The organism is Massilia sp. CT11-137 (genome assembly GCF_047302885.1).
GTDB classification, from domain to species: Bacteria; Pseudomonadota; Gammaproteobacteria; order Burkholderiales; family Burkholderiaceae_D; genus Telluria; species Telluria orientalis.
This window is the reverse complement of the sequence record NZ_JBKYMP010000002.1, coordinates 2,277,484-2,300,630: the sequence shown is the minus strand read 5'-3', so window position 1 is coordinate 2,300,630 and position 23,147 is coordinate 2,277,484. Positions and strand designations below refer to the sequence as shown.

Genomic DNA, 23,147 nt, shown 5'->3' with positions numbered 1-23,147 from the left:
TTTCCAAGGTAGGTGACGGCCGCTCGACAGGCGGCTCTTCGACTATCCACGGGATGGTGCCCGTGGCCCCGGACGCCCGCAATTATCAAATCTGCCAGAAGCCATTACGATTTTCGTATAGGTTCGCCGGTAATTTGCGCCAGGAGTTCGGCGTGGTCCGGCATCGCGCCGACCACCTGCCGGATCGTCGCGTGCACCTTGCGGAAGTGGTCCAGCAGGCGCGCCTGGTCCATGCGGTCGAGCAGCGGGTCGGTCCGCTCGGGGCGGATGCCGTGGCCCAGCATCATCGACGCGTACGAATCGGCCTGGAACCCTTCCTTGTCGTAGATGGTGATGCGGCCGGACGTGCGGAACAGGTCGATCTGGTGCTGCAGCGTGTCGGGGATGGGCATATTGGCGCAATAGCGCCAGAACTCGGAATCGGTGCGGTTCGTCAGCTTGTAGTGCAGGACGATGAAGTCGCGCACGAATTCGTAGCGCTGCGCGACGAGGCGGTTGAATTCGTCGGCCAGTTCCTGGTTGCAGTCGCGGTCCGGGAAATACTGGATCAGCCAGCCGACCGCCAGTTCGATGATGTTGATGCTGGTCGATTCGAGCGGTTCGAGGAAGCCGCTCGACAGGCCCACCGCCACGCAGTTCTTGACCCACGACTTGCGCCGCCGGCCCGTCGTGAAGCGCAGCTGGCGCGGCGCGTGCAGCGCCTCGGTGTCCAGGCCGTCCAGCAGCACGCGTCCCGCCTCGTCGTCCGACATGAACGCATTGCAGTACACGTGGCCGTTGCCGTTGCGGTGCTGCAGCGGGATGCGCCACTGCCACCCGGCCGGCTTCGCCGTCGAGCGCGTGTATGGCGTGAGCTTGTCGGCCAGCGCGCTGGGCACGGCCTGGGCGCTGTTACAGGGCAGCATGGCGCTCCAGTCCTCGTAGCCGGCCTGGTACACGCCTTCGATCAGCAGGCCGCGGAACCCCGTGCAGTCGACGAACAGGTCGCCCTCGATGCGGCGGCCGTCCTTCAGCTGCAGCGCGGTGATGAAGCCCGTCTCCGGGTGCTGCTCGACGTGGCCGACCGTGCCCTCGACGCGCTGCACGCCGCGCGCCATCGCGTACTCGCGCAGGTACAGGGCATACAGGCCCGCGTCGAACTGGAAGGCGTACGAATACGCATTGGTGGGGCCGGGCTGGTCGCCGTGCGGCGGCACGAACTTGTTCTGGTGGGCCATCGCCGTCGAGATCGACCATTCCTCGTACGACGGCATGTCCGGATTGTCGCGCGCGAGATGCAGCCAGACCATGAAGGCCGGGCGGTTTTCGATGGCCGGACCGAAATCGCTGAAGCCGTGGAAGAACCGGTTGCCGAGATGGCCCCAGTCGCGGAAGTCGATGCCCAGCTTGAACGTGGCCTTCGTGCGCCGCACGAAGTCGGCGCCGTCGATGCCGAGCGCGTGGTTGTAGTAGCGGATCGTCGGCAGCGTGGATTCGCCCACGCCGACGGTGCCGATCTCCGGCGACTCGACGAGGACGATCTCGCAGGACGCGCCCAGCTTCAGCGCCAGCGGCGCGGCGGTCATCCAGCCGGCGGTACCGCCGCCCACGATGACGATTTTACGAATGGCCTTGTCGGGCATAATTTTCTCCAGTTCGGAAACGCAAAAACCTCCCGCGACCGGCCGGGTCGCGGGAGGCGTATGACTCACGGGGCGGCTATCAGAAAGTGTAGCCCATCCGCACCGTGTAGCGGCGGCCCGTGTAGAACGTGCCGCGTTCCATCATGCCGATATTCTGCTGCATGAACTGCTTGTACAGCGCATTGGTCAGGTTGGACGCCTCCACCGAGATGTTCAGGTGCTCGTTGACGTTGTAGTGGACGCCGGCGTCCAGCTGGCCGTAGGCACCGCCCCAGACCGGCAGCGCATAACCGACCGAACTGCCCTGGTGGTAGGTCGGGCTGTCCGGATTGCCGTCGATACCGTCGCTGCCGTTCGTGCCGAAGGCGTTGACCGCCTGCAGGTACTTCGTGCGCCAGCTGTAGGCCAGGCGACCGGACCACGGGCCCTTGTCGTACAGCAGGGCCAGGTTGTACGAGTTCTTCGACAGCCCGATCAGCGGCGTGTTGTCCGCGTTCAGCAGGCGGCCGTCCGTGTCGCAACCGGAGAGATCGCGGGCCAGGTTCGCGTTCAGCGTGCCCTTCGGCGTGCACCAGCCGTTCACCAGCGACTTGCCCATGTTCTGGCGGCTGTCGACGTACGTGTAGTTGGCCGACACGCCGAAGCCGGACAGCAGGCCAGGCAGCTTGTCGAAATACTGCTGGTAGCCGATTTCCGCGCCGTTCAGGCGGCCCGACGCGCCGTTGACCGGCGACGTGATCAGGAAGTCATGCGGCGTTCCCGTCGTGTCGTTCACCGTGTACGCCGACGTCTTGCCGATGATAATGTCCTTCAGGCGCTTGTTGAACAGGGCCAAAGTCAGCGAGTTGCCCTTGCCGAAGTAGTACTCGGCCGTCAGGTCGAAGTTGGTCGACGTGACGGGCTTCAGCACCGGATTGCCGCGGGCGGTGCCCTGGTAATCGATCGAGTCCACCACCGACTGGCCGTTTTCCTGGTGCGTGTTCACCTTCTGTTCCAGCGTCGTGTAGGCCTGCATCTGGTAGAAGTCCGGACGCGTCATGCCTTTCGAGTACGCGGCGCGGAACTGCAGCTCGTCGCTGGCCTTCATGCGCAGGTTCAGGCTGGGCAGGACGTTCGTGTACTTGTGGTTGAAGTCGCGCTTGTCCGCCAGGCGCGGGATCAGCGGCACCACCGGCAACGGGTTCTGCGGCGGATCGAACAACGTATAGCCGGTCGCCGCCATGTCGGTACGCACGACGCGCACGCCTACGTTACCGTCCACCGGGAAGCGCAAGGTGTCGACGCCGAAGCGCAGCTGCGCGTACGCGGCCTTGGTCTTCTCATGCTGGCCGTTCAGTCCCTTGTCGTCGCCGTAGGCGGCCGGGTTCCAGGTTTGCGAGCACGGTTGCTTGCAGACCGCTTGCGTGTAGCTGTGCAGGGTGGTGAAGGACGCCGGCGGGCCGCCCGCCAGCAGCCCCTGGTTCGGGACGACGACGGCCGGCGGCATCCCGGCCTTGCCGCCGAAGAAGTTTGCGAACTGCGCCGTCGCGACGTCGTTCGGCATGCGCAGGTTCGGCTTGCTCAGCCAGGCGAAGTCGGACAGCGGTTGCCAGCCGTTGCCGGTGGTGTCGACCGACCACGTCTGCGAGATCTGGGCCCAGTCGCTGTCGTGCGTCGAGCGCGTCATCGCGTCGCGGTTGGTGAAGCGCACGCCGAAACGCAGGTCGTTCAGCACGGTGCTGTCGAACGTGAACTTGGCGTCCAGACGCGCCGCGTTCTGGGTCGCGATCGACTCGTCGCGGTGTTCCTGGGTGAAGCTCCAGTAGTAGTGGTTCGGATCGGCCAGGTAAGCGGTGTCCGCGGCGTCGAACGACAGCGTCGGCGGCGACGTGGTCACGTTCGTGGTCAGCTTCGGCAGGAACGTGCCGATACCCAGCGTGTTGTCGTACCCCACCGACGAGGCGGAAGTGTGCTGCAGGTCGGCGGTCAGGGTCCACTGGTCGGTGGCGCGCCATTGCGTGTTCCAGGCGATGTCGGTCGTATCGGACTTGCGGGCCGCGACGCGGCTCTGGGTACCGATGCTGACGCCCGGATTCGACGGATCGCGCACGACGCCCCGCAGCAGTACGCCGCGGCTGTCGAATTCGGCGCCGGCATCCAGCATCGCCGCGGACGGGGGCGTGTTCTGGGACACCGACGTTTCCGTCGTGGTCATGTCGTACTTCGAGCGGAAATAGGTCAGGTAGGACGACAGCTTGTCCTTCTTCCACTGCAGCGCGCCGTACAGGCCGTCGCGGTCGCGGTCGAAGTTATTGGTGGTCCAGCTGGCACCGTTCGTGATCCAGCGCGTGGCGCCGCTCTTGTCGCCCACGACGGCATCGGTGCGCGGGATGTACGGGCTGAGGCTCGTGCCGTCGCTGCGCGTGCGCATGCGCGAATGGGCGACGTCGACCAGCGCACCGAACTGGCCGTAATCCGTGTTCCAGCGGTTGGACAGCAGGCCGGAGAACGCCGGTGCATTCTTGCCGCGCAGTTGCGAACGCGACGCTTCGACCGACACGGCGCCCTTGCTGCCCTTGTAGTCGAACGGCAGCGCGGTACGCAGGTTCACGAGGCCGCTGATGCCGCCTTCGATCTGCTCGGCCGACGGGTTCTTGTACACGTCCAGGCCGGTCATCAGCTCGGGCGGCACGTCCTCGAAACTGAGCGAGCGGCCGCCGTTCGCGGAGAACGAATCGCGGCCGTTCAGTTCCGAACGCACGTACGTCAGGCCGCGGATGGCCACGCCCGTGCCTTCGGCGGCGAAGTGCTGGATGCCGTCGCCCACGCCCTGCTGCGGGTCGACGCGGTTCAGCGTGCGGTCGATCGTGATGCCGGTGACGCGCTGCAGCACCTCGGTCACGGACTTGTCGGGCAGCTTGCCGATGTCGTCGGCGACGATCGAGTCGACGATCTCGTCCGCATTCTTCTTACGGGCGGCGGCCGATTCCAGTGCGGCCCGCTGGCCCACGACGACGACGGTGGTCGTGTCGTCCTTCTTCACGGCGTCGGCCGCGTACGCGCCGTGCGCGAACATGGCCCCGCTGGCCATCAGCACGAACTGCGCTGCCCCGGTCGCGATGGCGGTTCTTTGGAACTGCTTCACTTGGTATTCTCCTCTGCGTTTTTGTGCGTCCGTTCTTATCGGAATGCCGAAAGACGGCATGTACCGCTTAATGGCGGTGCAACAATTTTGATCAGGAGCAACCGGTGGAACAATTGTGAAAATCACCAGCGCGACACATGAAAATTGCGATGTGTATGGCTTGCGCAACGACTTCACTCATGGCGCTGCGGTTTCCTGCACAGGATCGGCGGGCGGGTCCTGCTGCTCCGCCAGCGTGCGGAAGGCCTTCGGGGTGCACCCGTATTCCTCCTTGAACAGCTTGTTGAAGTACGAGACGTTGGCATACCCGACCGAGTACGCGATCTCCGCGACGGTCGTCTCGTTTTTCTCGGTGAGCAGCCGTGCCGCCTCGGTCAGGCGCAGCTTGTTCAGGTAACTGGTGAACGTCATGCCGAGTTCCGATTTCAGCACGTCGTTGACCTTGGTGCGGTTCGTCCCCGTGGCGGCGACGACGCCTTCGAGGTCCAGTTCCGGATTCGTGTAATTCGTCGCGATGAACTTCAGCACCGCCGCCTTTTCCTTGTCGCGGTAAGGCTCCAGCGTCAGCTGGCGGTAGGCGACGAGCGGCAGGTCCTTCTTGAGCTGCGCGTCCACGCTCGCGAGCATCGCGCGCGCGTGGCCGCGGAAGAACCACACGCCGAACGCGACCCAGCCCGCCGTCACGAGGCCCGCCAGCCAGGCCAGGTAGCGGTAGTCGCGGCCACGCAGCGTGATCCAGCTGATCTCGACGTGGGCCGGAACGCCGCGCGGACTCTGCGGCGTCGCGCCGAAGACCATGCGCTCCACGCGGTCGAGCCGGTAATCCTGGCGCGCCAGGTCGCGATGCACCGCGTCGAACCACCATGGGGGTATCGTCAGCCGCGTCAGGTCGAGCGTGACCGGCACGCCCGCCTCGTTGCACGAGAAATAGGTCGTGGCGGGCGGATAAGTCAGGTAATTCCCGCGCTGTGACACGTGCTCGTCGAAGCTCGAGACGATGAACATCATCGAATTGGCGGGCGCGCATTTCGCGACGAACGAGATAGTGCTGTACATCGACAGGTCGGCCTGCAGGGGCCGGCCCTCGCCGTCGCTTGCCAGCAGGTCCGCGGACGCGTTCGGATCCGGATCGGCCGCCGGCAGGTTCAGGTCGAAGCGCAGCTTGTCGCGCGCCGTGGCGTCGACCTGGACCATCGGCGGGTACCACTGCTTCGCCGTGACGCCGACGCGCCAGCGGAGCGCGCCGGCATCGCCGGCATCGCCGGCCTCCCGCGCCAGCGGCAGCTGCTGCGACAGATAGCTGCGGTCGACGAGCACGATCGCCAGCAGCGCGTCCGCGAGCACGATCAGCATGAACGCGTACAACGCCTTCTTATAAAACTCTTGCATATGGCATGGTGGGTGATTGTCTCCGGCCGTCACCTCTCATGGGGACGTCGCTGGAATCATAACAGCCCACTCACGCCGGATCGCGGTTTCGTCGCCGCGTTGCAGTTACGCAACGGGGCGACGCTCACCGGTCAGGGCGCCGCGCGCGTGCGCAGGGGCTTGCCGTGGACGTCGTACGACGCCGCTTCCAGGCGCACCGTCGTCTCCTGCGCCTTGTCGTCCGCCGCGCTGGCCGCGAGGATGACCCGGTAGTCGCCCGCCGCCACATTCCACCGCTTCGTGGGCGCGTCGTAGACGGCCAGCAGGCGCGGATCGACGGTCACGGACGCCTGCGCGGCGGCGCCGGGCCGCACGTCCACCTTCGCGAAGCCGCCCAGGCGCTTCGGCGCCTCCCAGCGCGCGCCCACGGGCGCCACGTAGATCTGCGCCACTTCCTTGCCCGCCCGCTTGCCCGTGTTCGCGACGGTGAACGACGCGGTCACGATGCCGTCGCTGACGGTGGCCTTCAGGCCGGACAACGTGAAGTCCGTGTAGGACAGGCCGTGCCCGAACGGGAACAGCGGCTTCAGGCCTTTCAGGTCGAACCATTTGTAGCCGACGGCCGCGCCTTCGTGGTAGTCGACGTCGAAGCGGCGTTCGTTCCCGTCCAGATAACCGTCCAGCACGGGACGCGGCAGTTGCGCCGTCGATGCCGGGAACGTGGCCGGCAGGTGGCCGGACGGGTTGGCTTCGCCGAACAGGATGCCCGCGATGGCCTCGCCGCCGCTCGTGCCCGGATACCACGCTTCCAGCACCGCGGCCACGTTCGACAGCCACGGCATGGCGACGGGGCCGCCCGTCTCCAGTACCACCACCGTGCGCGGATTGGCCGCGGCCACGGCCGCGATCAGGTCGTCCTGGCCGGCCGGCAGGGACAGGTCGGGCGCGTCCACGCCCTCGCCCGTCCACTGGGTCGCGAACACGACGACGGCGTCGGCCTCGCGCGCCAGCGCAGCCGCCGCGGCGCGGTCGGCGCCGTCGGCATACGTGACCGTCGCGCCGGGCGCGCGCCGGCGGATCGCTTCCAGCGGCGCCGACGGGTAATACATGACCGGGCCGGGCCAGGACGTCGGCGCGATGCCCGGCACCGCATTGCCGCCGGCCGGGTACACGAGCGACGAGCCGCCGCCCGCCAGCACGCCCTTGTCCGCGTGGCCGCCGACGACGGCGATCCGCTTCACGGCCGGGGCCAGGGGCAGCGCGCGCGCGGCATTCTTCAGCAGGACCATGCCTTCCTGCGCATCCTTGATCGACACGGCCGCATGGGCCTTGAAGTCGATAGCCTCCGGCGCCGGCGCCACGGGGTGGTCGACGACGCCGTGCTCGAACATCGAGCGCAGGATGCGGCGCGCCATGTCGTCCAGGCGCGCCTGCGGTACCCAGCCGTTCGCGACGGCTTCCTTCAGCGGCGCGCCGAAGTAGTCGGCCAAGTCGAACGGCATGCCCGACTGCTGGTCCAGGCCGGCGTTCGCCGCCGGCACCGTGCTGTGGACGGCGCCCCAGTCCGACATGACCCAGCCCTTGAAGCCCCAGTCGCCCTTCAGCACGTCGGTCAGCAGCCAGCGGTTCTCGCACGAGTAGGCGCCGTTGACGCGGTTATAGGCGCACATCACGGCGCCGGGATTGCCCTCCTCGTTCGCGATCTGCAGCGCCAGCAGGTCGGACGTCACTGCGGCCTGCTCGGAGATCAGGACGTTCAGCGTCGTGCGGCCCGCCTCCTGGTCGTTCAGCGCGAAGTGCTTCAGCGTGGAGACGACGTGGTTCGACTGGATGCCACGGATCTGCGCGCCGACCATGCGGCCGGCCAGCAGCGGGTCCTCGCCGCCGTATTCGAAATTGCGCCCGTTGCGCGGATCGCGCATCAGGTTGACGCCGCCCGCCAGCAGCACGTTGAAGCCATAGGCGCGCGCTTCCGCGCCGATCATCGCGCCGCCCGCGTAGGCGGTGTCGACGTCCCACGTGGCCGCCGTGTTCAGGCCGGACGGGAGCGCCGTCGCCGGGCGCACGTTCGGGCCGGCCTGGCTGGCGACGCCGAGGCCGGCGTCCGTTTCCCACAGGTGCGGGATGCCCAGGCGCGGCACGCCGTAGATGAAACCCGCCGACTGGTCGTGCGACGGCGCCGGGCGCTTCATCTTCTTGCCATCATTGTCCATGCCAAAGTAGCCGAAGACGAGCTTCAGTTTTTCGTCCTGCGTCATTTCGCGCAGCACGAGGGCGGCCCGCTCGTCCGCCGGAAGCTTCGCATTCATCCATGGCTCGGCGGCGAGCACGCTGCCGCAGCAGACGGCGGTGGCGCACAGCAGTGCGATCCTGTTCCTGATGGTGGCGAGACGGTCCACGTGCAGCTCCTCTTGCAAAAAGGGGAGATGGTAGCCGGGTCGGGCCCGGAACGGCACACGAAAATCGCGCGGGCGGCACATGAAATCGCAGCATCGGCAGAAATCATTGCCGCACTCCACCATTTTCATAATTGCGCCGTGCGCGCGCCCGTGACGACAATCCCTTTTATTTCAAGGGGTTTCCCATGCGCAAACTGTTGTTGACACTGTTCTTCCTCGCCGCCGGCGCCCAGGCGCAGACGGCCGTGATTCCGCTCTGGCCGGAAGGCGTGCCGAACGCGAAAGCGAATCCCGGCCCGGAAAAGATCGACGGGACCTTCATCAGCAACGTCTCGCAGCCGTCGCTGACCTATTACCCCGCCGCCGCGGGCCACGCCGCGAAGACCGCGGTCATCATCTGCCCGGGCGGCAGCTACCAGTTCCTGGCGGCCGACCATGAAGGCAGGCAGTACGCGCAATGGTTGTCCAGCCTCGGCGTCGCCGCCTTCGTGCTGAAGTACCGGCTGGCGGACTACGGCCACCCGGCGCCGCTGCAGGACGTGCTGCGCGCGCTGCGCACCGTGCGCGCGCATGCGGCCGACTACGGCGTGGCGCCCGACCATGTCGGCGTGATGGGCAGCTCGGCCGGCGGGCACCTGGCCGCCAGCGCGGCCACGCTGTTCGACGACCCGGCGGGCCGCACGGGCGCCGCGCTGGATGCCGTCAGCGCGCGCCCCGACTTCGCGCTGCTGGTGTACCCGGTGATCACCCTGATGCCGCCGTTCGCGCACGAAGGCTCGCGCTACGCCCTGCTGGGCGCCCATCCGGCGCCGGAACAGGTGAAGGCGATGTCGGTGGAGACCCGCGTGACCGCGCAGACGCCGCCCGTCTTCCTCGTCCACGCGCAGGACGACGGCGCCGTCCCGGTCGAGAACAGCATCCTGTTCTTCCAGGCCCTCACCCGCGCCAAGGTGCCGGCGGAGATGCACCTGTTCGAGCGCGGCGGCCACGGTGCCGGCATGGGCGCCGGCCACGGCGACTTCTCGCTGTGGCCGAAGCGCGCCGAGGAGTGGCTGCGTGACCGCAAGCTGATCCAATAATCGGCGCGTCGGAATTCGGGGTCAGAGCACCGCCGCCGTGCGGCTCCGGACTCTGACCCCTGCTGCTTAGAACTGCATCCGCAGGCCGAGATTGATGCGGCGGCCGTCGTTTTCCAGCGTGAGGAACTGGCTGTCGTTGTTGGCGTACTCGTGCACCTTGGCGTTCGTCAGGTTGATGGCGTCCAGGTACAGCGACAGTTGCGGGGTCAGGTTGTAGCGCAGGCTCGCATCCGTCTGGCCGTAGGCCGCGCGGTTGCGCGGCAACGTGCTGCCGCCGCCGCAATCGATGGAGAAGTGATTGCGCCAGTTATAGCTGGCCCGTGCCTGGAACTTGCTGTTCTCGAAGAACAGCGACGCGTTGTACGACTGGCGCGACAGGCCCGGATAGCCGCAGGTCACGGGACCCTCGGACGTATCGCGGTTCGCTTCCGCATCCACGTACGTGTAGTTCGCCGTCACGCCGAAGCCTTCCAGCAGCGGGTGGATCTTGTCGAACGCAAACTGGCCGGCCAGTTCCGCGCCCTTGATCGTGCCCTTCTGGCCGTTGCGGATACGCGTGTCGTGCACGATCTCGTTCGGATACTGGGGCAGCTTCGTGTCCTGCAGCGATTTCTCCAGGAAGTCCGACACCTTCTTCATGAACAGGGCGGCGCTGACGTAGTTCGTCTTCGACAGGTACCATTCGTACGACACGTCCAGGTTATTCGAACGCATCGGCTTCAGGTACGGGTTGCCGCCGCCGCTCGTGACATAGCCGGTACGGCCGCCATACGAATTGCTGACGCCCATCTGGTTCAGCGTCGGACGGGTCAGCGTCTTCGACGCGCCGAAGCGCAGCAGCATGTCGGACGTGAGGTCGAACTTCAGGTTGGCGGACGGCAGCCACGCGTTGTAGCTGTTGTCGACCGAATTCGTCTGCATCGGGCCCCAGTTCTGGATATAGGTCGTGTCGTTCGGGCTTTGCACGGCCGACAGCAGGATACGGCTGGTGCCCGAGGACTGCGACTTCACGTGCATGTAGCGCAGGCCCAGGTCGCCGGACCAGCCCTCGCCTTCCCACCTCGACTGGACGAACGCGTTCGCCACCTTCTCGCGCACTGCCCACAGCGACGGCTTCGTGTAGTCGATCGCCATCGGGCCGTTCGGGAAGACCGACTTGTCGGCGTAATGGGCCGGGTCGTTCGATTGCGGGATCAGCGACGGCTGGTTCAGGTAAGCCATGTAGTCGTACGGATCGAAGCTCAGGAAGTTCGCCGGCACGCCGCCGCCGCTGCCGAACGGATTGCCCAGCGGCGTCACCGTGAACAGCGACGACGGCAGCGACACGTGGTAGCCGGAGAAGGCGTTCCACGAATCGGAGCTCCACTGGATGTGCTCGACCTTGCGCTGCGAGTACGCGGTCCCCATCTGGAGGCCCTTGAACCAGCCCATGTCCGTGTTCCAGGTGGCGTTCAGGCGGCCTTCGTGCAGGTTGTCGTGGTTCGAGGCGATGGTGTTCCCGACCGCGTGGGCGCGCACGGCCGACGGATCTGCGATGCCGTCGCCGAAGTTCACGGTCGGCGTCGAGCCGAACGTCAGCACGTCGCCGTTCTTCGGCACCATGCCGGCCACGATCCACAGGTCGGGATAGCCGATCGCCGTGCGCGACGTCGACAGGTCGGCTTCCAGTTTCCAGTCCGGCGACAGGTTCCACTTCGAATTCAGGCCGTAGGCCAGCGTGGTCGACAGGCGGTCGCCGCCCTTGACGATCATGTCGTTCGAGTTTGCCTCGGTCAGGATGCCCGCCGCGGCCAGGCCCGGGTTGTTGGCGACGAAGTTCGAGCCCGGACGGTCGAAACCCGTCACCTGGCCGTTCGCATCGGTCTTCACGTTCAGCTGGGTCGGATTCATCCAGTCGCTGATGGCGATCACCTTGTTACGCTGGTTCAGGCGCGAATACAGGGCGTCGGCCGTGATCTTCCAGTCGCGCGACGGGTTGTACTGCACCGTCGTGTTGGCGACGAGGCGCTTGCGGCTTTCGTCCTCGTTCTGGAAGCCGTAGCTTTGCGGCATGAGCAGCTTCTTCGTCGTGACGTCGGCGGCCGTGAGCCCCTTGGAATTCAGGTTGCCGTTGATCGTCTTCACGTCCAGCAGGTTCCACGCGTCGTTGAGCGCCTTGTACTGGCGCGAGGCGCGGTCCGTGTACGACAGCGAGCCGGACACGCCGAAGTTCTTTTCCGCGTTCGCGTACGAGTACAGGGCGCTGAGGTTCGGCGTGTTCTTGCGCGAATTCGAGTCCCACGAATCCGACACGTTGACGACGGTCGAGCTGCCGGCCTTGCCGGACAGCGGGCGCGCCGTCTGGATGTCGACCGTCGAACCGATGCCGCCTTCCGGCAGGAAGGCCTGCGACGTCTTGTACACGATGGCCTTGGAGATCAGGTCGGACGACAGCACGTCGAACGAGAACTCGCGGCCGCCCGTATCGCTCGTCATCGTGCGGCCGTTGATCAGGACGTTGTTGAATTCCGGACCCAGGCCGCGCACGGAGATGTAGCGGCCCTCGCCGTTGTTGCGCTGGATCTGCACGCCCGTCACGCGCTGCAGCGACTCGGCGATGTTCGTGTCCGGGAACTTGCCCGCATCCTCCGCCGACACCGCATCGACGACGCCGTCCTGCAGCCGCTTCGTCATCAGCGACGAGCTGAGTGACGCGCGGATGCCGCTGACGACCACCTGCTGCACTTCGCCGCCCGCGGGCTGTGCGGTCGCCGTCTGCGCGCCGGCATAGCCGGTGATGCACAGTTCGGCGATGACCGTCGCGAGTACGGTCTTGCTGATCCGGTTCTTGATCATGTTCTTGTCTCCAATCTCCGTTATTTGAATGTGTGATTCCTGCAAGGCGGCGACAACGTTGTCGCAAAACGGCGCAAAAAGGGGGCTCTGGCGCCGTGATCGCCGTGGTCTTTACGCCCACCGAGTTTTATTGTACGTAGCAGTGCGATCGTTGCCTCTATGGCTTCTTTACGCTCTGGCATGCCAAAAACATATAAGACGATGCGCACTGCATGTGCTTCAGTAGTTGACCGCGTAATCCTTCGGGAACGGGCGGCCTGCAAAGGCCTTCTTCTGCGTCCAGTCCTGGGCCGGGCTCGTCCAGTAGGAGTCCGTCGCCGGCAAGCCCAGCGCGAGCAGGCTTTCGGAGGCGATGTACATGCTGCCGTTGTTCGAATAGATGTCGGCGAGTTCCGGGTGGTGGCCGACGAAGCCGAGGGTCAGGTAGCCGTCCTTCGTGAAGTTCGTCGGGTCCGACCACACGGCCTCGTGCACCGCCTGCATGGCCGCCCTGACCTGTCCCTCCGGCAGGCTGGCCGGCAGCTGCTTGCGCCAGGCCAACAGCGCGAGCGGCTGGAACACGGCCGTGCGGTACGTGAGCGAGCGCCCGATCGGCGGATACGTGCCCGTCGGCGAAATGAAGCGCTCCAGGTGCTCGCCGTAGCGCTGCATGCGCTTCATTGCCTGGGCGCGCAGGTCCGCCGGCTTGCCGTTCCAGAACGGCGCATTGTGCCGCTCCAGCACCTCGAGGATCTCGACCAGCATCGGGTACATCACGTACGAGTTGTAGTAATCGAAGTGGAACGTCTCGCCGTCCTTGATCCAGCCGTCGCCCACGTACCACTCGTTCACCTTGCGGATCGCGACGTTCGTGCGCATCGGGTCGGCCTGCTCGCCGACGGCCAGCAGGAACGCCTCGTTCATCGCCGCGAACAGCATCCAGTTGATGTACGGCGGCTCCACGCGGCGCAGGCCCTTGATCTCGGTGACGATGCGCTGCTTCGTCGTGGCGTCGAGCGGATCCCACAAGGCTTTCGGCGCGCGCAGCAGCGCATTCGTGAAATAGGACGAGTCGACGAGCGCCTGGCCATGCTCGCGCCAGGACAGGTAGTCCGGGCTGTTCGGATCGACGGCATGCGCATACGACTGCAGCGCGAGCTGGCGCAGGCGCGCGCGCAGGCGGCCCTCCGGCGTCGCATCGTCGGGCAGCGCCAGCCACGGCGCGATGCCCGCGATGAGCCGGCCGAAGCATTCGAGGTACGCGACCTGCGGGCTGCGGCCGTCCCACGTGGGGCTCAGCTCCAGCGCGAAGCGTTTTTTCAGCTCGCCCCGCGCCATCGCTTCCAGCACGGGCTCGGCCATCCGGCGCAGCAGGTTCAGCATCCACTCGCGGTCGTTCCCCGGGCGTGGTGCCGGCGTGGCCGCGTCGGCGCCCTTCAGGCCCATGGCACCGGCGGCGGCCGCGAAGCTGCCCATGAAGTGTCGTCGTTTCATGCGTCTCCTTCGTTGATTATTTGTCCACCACCAGGGTATCGCCCACGTAGGCGCGGAAGCGGCGGATGCGTCCCGGCGTGCCGTCCGGTCCCTGGCGCGGCACGTAGCGCAGGCCGGCCACGTCCATGCCGCGTCCCAGGTCGATCACGAGGCGATGCGGGTACGCGGCCTTGTCCGCCGTGATCCAGTAGTCGCTGTTCTGGCCATTGATCGCGTTCAGCGCCCCGCCGTCCTCCTTCGTCGCTTCCTCGCTGTCGACCCAGGCGATGGTCCAGTTGGACTGGTCCAGCGTCTTGCCGTCCTTGTCCAGCAGCGCCAGCTCCGCCACGGCAGCAAACGGCTTGCCGTCGAACGCGTCGAGCGACTCCAGGCAGAACTGGCGGCCTTTCACGGCCGCGGCGAAGCGCACGTCCTGCGTCTGCGAGCCGGGCGCGAATTCGCCTTCGTGCGCCGGCTTCACGCCATCCAGCTGCACGCGCGCGGTGCTGGGCGGGCGCGGGAAATCGCGCTCGCGGTGCAGCTGGTCGAGGATCGGCGTTTCCAGGCCGGCGATCGTCGGCGTGCCCTGCCCGCGCGGTCCCGTCAGGTCCAGCACGACGACCTCGTTGCGGCCCTTGCGGATCCACGGTCCCGGCAGATACATCGTCTGCGTGGGGCCGATGCTCCAGAAACGTCCCAGGCAGCGGCCGTTGATCCAGACGACGCCCTGGCCCCATGCCGACATGTCGAGGAACGTGTCCTCCGTGCGCGCCGCATCGAAGCCGCCGCGGTAGAACGCGGCGCCCTTGCCGCGGCCCTTCCTGAACGCCAGCTTCGGCAGCACGCCGTCCGCGTCGAAATCGAGCGCGCGGATTTCCCAGTTTTCCAGCGGCTGCGCGGTGCCGCCTTTCGCCGTGAACGTGACCGGACCATGAATGCCCTTGCGGTCGTGGACTTCGGGACCGAAGTTCACGCGCGCGATCGTGTACAGCAGGATCTCCAGCGTCGCCGGCTTGCTGCGCGCGGGCACGTCGACCTTGTAGCGGCGGTGGCGCGTGTCGAACGTGCCGAGCTGCCTGCCGTCGAGCGTGACCCACGCGAGGTCGCGCGCGCGCGCCACTTCCACGACGCCCGCCGGGCCGGCCGGCACGGTCACCCGATACGAGACGAGGCCGCGGCTGATGTCGTACTGCTCGATCGGCCGTGGCGACTGGTCCTTGATCATCCGGGCCGGCAGCGCCGATTTGACGGGCACCGATTCCGCCAGCGCGAACGGCGCCACCGTCATGACGGGCATGCGCGGCGGCGGCTCCGGCAGCTTTTCGCCCGCCGCAAGGAACGGCGTCATGGCCGCGCGGTACGCGTCGAACTTCGCACCGATCCACCCCGCCTCGCTGATCGGCGCGTCGTAGTCATAGCTCGTCGTATCGGGCCGGAACGGGCGGTCGCAACCGCCCCACAGGCCGAACGTCGTGCCGCCGTGCGCCATGTACAGGCTGAACGACCCGTTCGCCTTCAGCATCGCGGCGATGTCCTTCGTCGCCCCTTCCACGCCGCCGCGGCGGTGCGGCGATCCCCACGTGTCGAACCAGCCGGAGTAGTACTCGCCGCACATGCGCGGGCCCTTCTGCACGGCGTCCAGCGCCTTGAAGCCGGCCACCGGGTCGCTGCCGAAGTTCGCCACCGAGAACAGTTCCGGAATGTGCGTACGCGCCACGGCATTCGTCGGATTGCACTGGAACAGCGGCACGTCGAAGCCCGCATCCAGCAAGGCCTGGCGCAGCACGCGGAGGTAGCCCACGTCGTCGCCGTAGAAGCCGTACTCGTTCTCGACCTGCACCATCAGGATCGGACCGCCGTGCGTGACCTGCTGCGGGCCGAGCACGCGCCCGACTTCCTTCAGCCAGCGCCGCGCCGGCGCGAGATAGGCCTCGTCGCGCGTGCGCAGGAACGCGTCGCCGTCGTGCTTCAGCAGCCACCACGGCAGGCCGCCCATCTCCCACTCGGCGCAGGCGTACGGACCGGGACGCAGGATCACCCACAGTCCTTCCTGCTGCGCGAGCCGGCAGAACTCCGCGGCGTCGCGCTGCGCGGCCCAGTCGTAGCGGCCCTCTCTCCATTCGTGGTAGTTCCAGAACAGGTAGGCGCACACGGTATTGAGGCCCATCGCCTTGATGGTCTTCAGGCGGTGCGCCCAGTACTCGGGCGGCACGCGGGCGAAGTGCATCTCGCCGCAGCGGATCTGGATCGGTTTCCCGTCCAGCAGGAAGTCGTGGTCGCCGATCGCGAAGCGCCGGGAGGCCGCCGCGTGCAGTGTGCCCGTGAAAGGCAGCAGGGCCGCGCCCTGCAGCAGGCGGCGGCGTTGGAAACTGATGGTCATGTGGTCGTAAGAATAAATGAAGAATCAGAGCTTGCCGCGCAGGCCGAACTTGATGGTGCGTCCATCATACTTCGCATAGTCCATGCGGGTGCGGTGGCCGTCGCCGTACTGGCCCGTCGCATCCTCGAAGTAATCGTACGACAGCGTGTTGGTCAGGTTCAGCGCGTCGAGACGCAGTTCCAGGTTCTCGGTCAGCTTGTAGCTGATGGTGCCGTCCAGGTAACCGCGGGCGGCGCGCCAGCGAATCAAATCGTCGCCGTTGTTCTTCGGATTGTCGCCGTGCAGCGAGCGGCCCTTGTAGTTGTACGACAGGCGCATCGCCAGCGGGCCGCGCTCGTAATACGTCGTGAAGCTGTACGCGTACTTCGGCACCGAGTTGACTTCGATTTCCTTGCCGGCGTTCGTGATCCATTTCTGGCTGTTGAACGGATCGATGTGCGTATAGCTGGCCAGCGCGCCCAGGCCCTTGAACGGATCGGGCAGGAAGTTGAAGTCCTGCTGGTACGCGAGCTCGTAGCCTTTCAACGTCTGCTGGCCCGCGTTGCCGTAGGTGCGCAACGTCATCGGCAGGTTCGGATCGACGTGGCCGTTCTTGTCCTGGAAGATCGCGCCCAGCGCCGTATCCGGCAGGCCCAGTGCGCCGAACGTGGTCTGCGTCGTGCTCGACACGGTGGCGTCGGTCAGATCCTTCTTGAAGTACGCGGCCGACAGGAGGCTGCCCGGCTTGAAGTACCACTCCAGGCTCGTGTCGAGGTTCTTCGATTGCTGCGGCTTCAGGTTCGGATTGCCGGCGGTGGCCGTGTTGTCGAACGGGTTCGGGATGACGGTCTGCGCGGCGATGATCGACAGCGATGCGCGGCTGATCGTCTTGCCGTACGACGCGCGCCAGATCAGGTCTTCCGTCAGGTCGTACGCGGCGCTGACGGCCGGCAGCACGTTCGTATACTTGCCGTGTTCCTGGTTCGGCAGGTAGGCGCCGCCCGTGCCCGACTTCTTGTAGTTGTCGATGCCCAGCTTCGTCTGCGCCCAGCGCACGCCGGCGTTGATGCGCAGTTCGCGGGAGAGCACTTCGCCCTTGAAGTCGGACTGCACGAAACCGGTGGTGACCTTCTCTTCCGCGCCGAAGCTCTGCGCCGGCGTGAAGGCGGCAGGCGTGTTGTAGGCCAGCGGGTCGTACGTCGAATACGTGTAGCTGCGCGTGAACGTGCCGAATTGATGCGGCCAGCCGTCGCCCATGTCCAGGTTCGGGATCGGCAGGGCCGACACCATGTTGCTGCGCAGGCCAGCGTCGCCGAACGATTTCAGCTTGGCCACCATGGCGGTCGTGCCGTTGCGCTTCTCGATCGTCTTCGTCGTGTCGACGTACACGAGGCCGCCCTTGAAGTGGCCCGTCCAGCCGCCCCACAGGTCGTAGTCCTGGTCCAGCACGAGGCGCGCCTGGCGGCCCTTGTCCGTCTCGCGCGTCCAGCCGGTGTTGATGTCGAAGCCCGTGAAGTTGGCGGGGTTCGTGTAGTCGACGTTCGACGACATCGACGGGTACACGTGGTCCGAACCGTAGTCGATGGTGGAATCGACGCCGAAGATCTGGCCCGACAGCGTGTCCTGGTAGCTCTTCGCGTCGCTGTTGTTCGCGGACAGCTGGCCGGTCAGCACCGTGCCCTTTTTCACTTCCCAGCGGCCGTTCAGGGCGAGGTAGCCGAACTTCGTCTTGTCCTCGCCGTACGTGACGCCGCTGCTGTACGACGTATTGCCGAAGGTGCCCGTCAACAGGTTCGACGCCGGGTCGATGTGCACGTCCAGCGGCACGAGCCCGTTGTGGCCCGCCTGGCCGGCCGGCGCGGCGCGGTTCGTCGTCTTGCTGTTGCGGATCAGGATGCCGTAATACAGTTCGTCGCGGCTGTTCTGCAGTTGCGAGGCGAGGCCGTCCAGGCTGATATTCAGGCCGCCTTCCTTGTACTGCAGCGACGTCACGAGGCCGTCGCGCGTGCGGCGGTTCTGCGAGCCGTAGAAGCGGTAGATGCGGGGCAGCAGCGCGTTGTCGACCTGGTCGCGGGTATAGCCGGACAGGTTCGCGCGCGGATCGTCGTAGTCCAGCTGCAACGCGAAGTTGCCCAGCACGGGCGAGGCGCTGCCGCGGCGCGAGCTGTTGTAGCCGCCAGTCGCTTCGAAGCCGGAGCGGTTGTTGACGGCCTTCGAGTGCGACGCGCCGGCCAGGAAGCCCCAGTTGCCCCACGTGTTCGAATACAGCGCGAACAGGTTCGGATCGGTCTTCTCCGACATCGTGTTGTAGGCGGCCGACACGCCGTAGCGGACGGTGCGCTTCGGATTGTCGAACGGACGCGGTGTCTGCAGGTCGACGACGCCGCCCATGCCGCCTTCCGGCAGTTCGGCCAGCGGGGATTTGTAGAAGTCGACGCGGCCGAACAGTTCGGATGCGAACACGTCGTAGTTGAAACCGCGCGCCGCGCTGCCGATGGTGCTCGTCGACGTCGTGTTGACCGGCGCGCCGTTCAGCGTGGTCACCGTGTATTCGGTCGGCAGGCCGCGGATCGAGATGCGCTGGCCTTCCGCCGAGCTTTCGTCGCGGTTCAGGATCACGCCCGGCACGCGCTGCAGCGACTCGGCCACGTTCGCCTCGGGGAATTTGCCGATGTCCTCGGCGACGATCGAATCGCGCACGCCGATCGCCTGCTGCTTCAGGTTCAGCGCCTTCTGCAGGCTGGAACGGAAGCCCGTGACGACGACGGTGGTCGCGGCGGGCGCGTCCGCGGCCGGCGGTGCCGGTTCGGTGGTCGGCGCGGCGGGCGCCGTCGCATCCTGTGCCAGGGCCTGGTTCCCATAGGCGGCGGCCAGCGCCACCGGCAGCAGCGTGGCGAGCAACTTCTTGTTCATCTTGTCTCCATTCTTGTGTCGTTATTGGAACATGGATGCCGGTCTGGGGCACGACTAACGGTGGTCTTTACGCCGGCTGGTGGTCACGTTACCACAAGCGATTATTAAAGGGCAATAGTGCACGCACGAATCAAATCAGGGCGTAACTCATTGTTTTTATTCGATATGGCCAGCCATTTTGGCAAATTCTGTGTCGCACAACCACGACAGGCATGCCAAACGGTCATACCTTTGACGAATTTTGTGATGTACGTTGTCTCATTTTTCCGTCAGACTTCCCAGCATGCGTAAAGTCAGCAAACTCAGTGAAGTCGCCCGGCTCGCGGGCGTGGCCCCGATCACGGCATCGCGCGCGATCCGCGGCGCGGGGTACGTGTCGGCCGAGACGCGCGAGCGCATCATGGCCGCCGCCGCGCAGTTGAATTACACGCCCGATCCGCTGGCGCGCCGCATGCGCGGGGACCGCAGCCGCCTGCTCGGCGTGTTCGTCAACAATTACGGCCCCGTCGTGCTGCACGAGATCATCCGCGCGTTGAGCACGCACGCGCGCGCCCAGGGCTACGACCTGCTGCTGTTCAACGCGGAACGCTTCGACAGCCCGGACCGCATGGCGACGTGCGACCTGCTGGGCAAGCTGTGCGACGGCTTGATGGTCGTGATGCCCGGTGCGGACGACCGCTTCCTGGACGCCATCGAGCGCCAGCAGGTGGCCAGCGTCGTGATCTGCTTCGATGCGCGCCCCCTCGCGGTGCCCGTCGTCGCGGCGGAAAATCGCCTCGGCGCGCGCGTGGCCGTGAATCACCTGCTGGAGCTGGGCCACCGCCGCATCGCCTACATCGCCGGCAATCCGGGCACGGGGCAGAGCGCGGAGCGCGAGCGGGGCTACGTCGATGCGCTGCAGGCGGCCGGCATCACGCCCGATCCGGCGCTCGTCGTCAACGGCGCGTTCGTGCAGTCGGGCGGCTATGCGGCGACGGAACAGCTGCTCGCCCTCCCCGTCCCGCCGACCGCCATCTTCGCCGCGAACGACGAGATGGCGTTCGGCGCCATCGACGCCATCAACAGCCGCGGCTTGAAGGTCCCGCATGACATCTCCGTGATCGGCTTCGACGACATCCCGACCGCCAGCTGCGTGTTCCCGAAGCTGACGACGATGCACCAGCCGTTCGATACGATCGCCGCCTATGCCGTGCGCGAAGTGGTGGGCATGATCGCGGGCCAGACGACGGGCCCGGCGCGCATCGCCTTCCCCGCCAGGCTCACCGTGCGCGATTCGACGGGGCCGGCGCCGCAGGCGGAATCTATGCCGACGACGCCGCGGCAACGCGCCCGCGCGCGGCGCGTGCCAGTGTCCGGAACATGACCAGGCTGGTCCCCGCCAGCAGGCCGCCGACGAGCAGCGTCAGGCCGTAGAAGTGGCCCGTCGTGTCGAGCAGGGGACCGAGCAGGAAGCTCAGCACGATGTTGGAGGTGGAGAACAGGAAGCGCTTGGCGCCGTCGAACTGCAGGAAGCGGGCGCGCGGGAACAGCACCATCGGCAGCGAGGCGGACGCCGTGTAATACGTGCCCGCCACGACGGCGTGCAACACGTAGACGATCGCAAAACTCTGCAGGTCGTGCACGGCGAGGAAGCCGCCGGCCCCCACGCACAGGTACAGGCCCATCGCCCACACCGTCACGCTCGCGGCGCTGTAGCGGTCGACGAGCCAGCCGATCACGTACGACAGTCCGATCGACAAGGTGTACGACAGGGCGAGCAGGCGGCCCAGGGTGGCCTTGTCCATGCCGATCGATTCCGCGTACAGCTGCGAGAACGTATTGAAGGGCATGAACGTGAGCTCGGACGCCGTCAGGGCGAAGAACACGAGCAGGAAGTAGCGGTCCGACAGGCAGTCGCGCCAGTACGCGCGGCCCATCGCGCGCCACGTCATGGCCTCCTGGCCATCCACCGACGGCGGGCCGTACTCGCCCTCGTTCAAGCGCAGGCACATGAGCATGACGGCGACGCCGAAGAACAGGCCGATGCCGAGGAAGACTTCGCGCAGATGGTGTTCCGTCAGCCTGAAGAACCACAGGTTGAACAGGATGCCGGCGACGAGGCTGACGATGCGAAACGCCGCGTAGAAGCGCCCGAGCACGGGCCGCGGCACGATGTCGTTGACGAGTCCCGCATACAGCGCGAGCGTGACGAGCGCGACGCCTTCGAACACGGTCCAGAACAGGCAGAACCACGCGAGCACGCACGCGTCCACGCCGGGCGACAGCGACCCGAGCAACTGGTCGGTGACGCGGCCGAACGTGGCGCAGTTGCCGAGCGCGATCAGCACGAGCGCGGCGACCGGCGTGATCCCCATCAGGAACGGCAGCCGCCTGCCCCAGCGGCTGCGGAAACGGTCGGAGCGGAAGCCGACGATGGGCACGAGCACGGCGCCCAGCAGCGCCGGCAGCGCGGACACGAGCACGGCGATCATCGTGTCGCTGGCGTGGTGCTGGCGCAGCAGTTCCATGACGCCGGGGATGGCCGAGCGGTCGCGGAAGGCGATGGCGAACTCGCCGAACAGCAGCCAGAACATGACGATGGCGAGGCCCGCCGTCGTATAGCGCAACGTACCGACGGCGTGGGCGCTTTTGTCTTCCAACATGGACGCGTTTCCCACTAACAAGGGCTAAAGCATCGCCGCAGCGTAAAAAAAGTGCAAGCTTTTAATTTCCCAAAACCGGGCTCTGACCCCGGTTCTTAAAAAAAAGCCTGCCATCCCTGGGCAGGCCGAACACGGGCACGGTGGCCCGCGAAGGAGAGAAAACAAGGGCCAACTAAGGGGCCAGTTTCGCCATTTCGGACGCGGCCAGCAGCACCGCGCCCACGCCGAAATGCGCCGTCGAGTTGCGGTCCACCACCTGGCCGGGGATCGCGCGGTCGCCGATCGGCTGTACGTAGCCCACCTTGCCGTCCGCCTGAACCGCGGTGCGGGTCAGGTAATCCCAGCCCTTCGCCGCCACCGGCAGGTACGTGCCGCGGTCGAGCAGGCCGTTGTTGATACCCCACAGCATGCCGTAGGTGAAGAACGCGGTGCCGCTCGTTTCCGGGCCCGGCGCGTGGGCCGGGTCGAGCAGGCTGCGCGTCCAGTAACCGTCCGGTGCCTGGATGCCTTGCAGCGTCTGCGCCATCGCGCGGAAGCGCTCCTCGAACATCGGCCGGTACGGATCGTCGCGCGACAGGTCCGCGAGCACCTTGGCCAGCGCGGCGAACACCCAGCCGTCGCCGCGCGCCCAGAAGTCCTTCTTGCCGTTCACGCTCTTGTGCTGCGGGTAGACGTAGCGCGCGTCGCGGTAGTACAGATGCGTCTCGGGGTCGTACATCAGGCTGTTCGCGTACTCGAAATACGCGACCATCCTGTCGAGGTAGCGCCGGTCGCCGGTCAGGTGGTACATCTTCGTCATCACGGGCATGACCATGTACAGGCCGTCCGCCCACCACCAGTAGTCGACGCGGTCCGTGCCGATCTCGTGCCCCATCACCTCGCGCGCGCGGGCGACGCGGCGCGGATCCTGCGGGCCGAGGCGATACAGGTCGATATAGCTCTGGAAGCAGACCTGCCAGTCGCCGAACAGCACGTGGTCGTCCGTCTCGCCGTACGTGAGCTTCCACTCGGCCTTGTTGTCGGACCTGGCGCCCTTCCAGCCGTTGTACTCGGCCCACCGCTCGGAATACTGGCGGTACGCCTCGTTGCGCGTGACCTCGTAGGCCGCCAGGTTGCCCGTGTGGTAGACGGCCACGTTCCAGAACGCCCATTCCGTCGGCGGCGTCGTGCGCTGCCAGTAGCCGTTCACCTTGTCGATGACGGCGAGCGCTTCGGCCCGCGTCGGGATCGAGGTGCGTGCTTCCTGCGCGGGAACGGCCGCGCGATTACTCGTCATGTCCGCGCAACCGGCCAGCAGGAGCATGCCGCTCGCCAGGATGGCCGCCATCGTTCGCTTCTTCATGTGGATCCTTCA

General features: G+C 66.5%; 12 protein-coding genes. 2 read left to right on the top strand and 10 right to left on the bottom strand.

The genetic code is table 11. From position 1 onward, the window contains the following. Positions 1–104: 104 nt before the first annotated feature. The 4 genes from ACEN98_RS27040 to ACEN98_RS27025 form a co-directional block, all read right to left on the bottom strand. Positions 105–1,622 carry a tryptophan halogenase family protein gene (locus tag ACEN98_RS27040; RefSeq protein WP_413387984.1) on the bottom strand — a complete coding sequence of 506 codons (1,518 nt, stop codon included), beginning with the start codon at positions 1,620–1,622 and terminating at the stop codon, positions 105–107. 79 nt (positions 1,623–1,701) lie between these two features. Next, entirely contained in the window at positions 1,702–4,746 is a 3,045-nt protein-coding gene (locus ACEN98_RS27035; protein ID WP_413387983.1) for a TonB-dependent receptor, read from the bottom strand. Between the two features lie 177 nt (positions 4,747–4,923). Then, positions 4,924–6,135 carry a helix-turn-helix domain-containing protein gene (locus tag ACEN98_RS27030; RefSeq protein ID WP_413387982.1) on the bottom strand — a complete coding sequence of 404 codons (1,212 nt, stop codon included), beginning with the start codon at positions 6,133–6,135 and terminating at the stop codon, positions 4,924–4,926. Between the two features lie 131 nt (positions 6,136–6,266). Next, positions 6,267–8,423 carry a glycoside hydrolase family 3 C-terminal domain-containing protein gene (locus tag ACEN98_RS27025; protein ID WP_413389099.1) on the bottom strand — a complete coding sequence of 719 codons (2,157 nt, stop codon included), beginning with the start codon at positions 8,421–8,423 and terminating at the stop codon, positions 6,267–6,269. Positions 8,424–8,698: 275 nt separating this feature from the next. Between ACEN98_RS27025 and ACEN98_RS27020 the strand changes: the two genes are divergently transcribed. Further along, complete coding sequence (locus ACEN98_RS27020; RefSeq protein ID WP_413387981.1) at positions 8,699–9,592, top strand: alpha/beta hydrolase; 894 nt, start codon at positions 8,699–8,701, stop codon at positions 9,590–9,592. Between the two features lie 66 nt (positions 9,593–9,658). Here ACEN98_RS27020 and ACEN98_RS27015 read toward each other — a convergent pair whose 3' ends face one another. The 4 genes from ACEN98_RS27015 to ACEN98_RS27000 form a co-directional block, all read right to left on the bottom strand. Next, a complete protein-coding gene (locus tag ACEN98_RS27015; RefSeq protein ID WP_413387980.1) occupies positions 9,659–12,427 on the bottom strand; it encodes a TonB-dependent receptor in 2,769 nt (922 codons plus the stop codon). A gap of 219 nt (positions 12,428–12,646) precedes the next feature. Continuing rightward, on the bottom strand, positions 12,647–13,900 hold the full coding sequence (locus ACEN98_RS27010; protein ID WP_413387979.1) for a DUF2264 domain-containing protein: 1,254 nt from the start codon (positions 13,898–13,900) through the stop codon (positions 12,647–12,649). A 16-nt stretch (positions 13,901–13,916) separates the two neighbouring features. After that, positions 13,917–16,259 carry a beta-galactosidase gene (locus ACEN98_RS27005; protein ID WP_413387978.1) on the bottom strand — a complete coding sequence of 781 codons (2,343 nt, stop codon included), beginning with the start codon at positions 16,257–16,259 and terminating at the stop codon, positions 13,917–13,919. 24 nt (positions 16,260–16,283) lie between these two features. Then, entirely contained in the window at positions 16,284–19,151 is a 2,868-nt protein-coding gene (locus ACEN98_RS27000; RefSeq protein ID WP_413387977.1) for a TonB-dependent receptor, read from the bottom strand. A 283-nt stretch (positions 19,152–19,434) separates the two neighbouring features. Here ACEN98_RS27000 and ACEN98_RS26995 point away from each other — a divergent pair, with 283 nt between their 5' ends. After that, positions 19,435–20,514 carry a LacI family DNA-binding transcriptional regulator gene (locus ACEN98_RS26995; protein WP_413387976.1) on the top strand — a complete coding sequence of 360 codons (1,080 nt, stop codon included), beginning with the start codon at positions 19,435–19,437 and terminating at the stop codon, positions 20,512–20,514. Here ACEN98_RS26995 and ACEN98_RS26990 read toward each other — a convergent pair. Further along, positions 20,453–21,793: an MFS transporter gene (locus ACEN98_RS26990; RefSeq protein WP_413387975.1), complete on the bottom strand. Its 1,341-nt coding sequence runs from the start codon at positions 21,791–21,793 to the stop codon at positions 20,453–20,455. The two genes, ACEN98_RS26995 and ACEN98_RS26990, sit on opposite strands and share 62 nt — an antisense overlap. 172 nt (positions 21,794–21,965) lie before the next feature. Continuing rightward, a complete protein-coding gene (locus ACEN98_RS26985) occupies positions 21,966–23,135 on the bottom strand; it encodes a glycoside hydrolase family 88 protein (RefSeq protein ID WP_413387974.1) in 1,170 nt (389 codons plus the stop codon). Between the last annotated feature and the right edge of the window lie 12 nt (positions 23,136–23,147).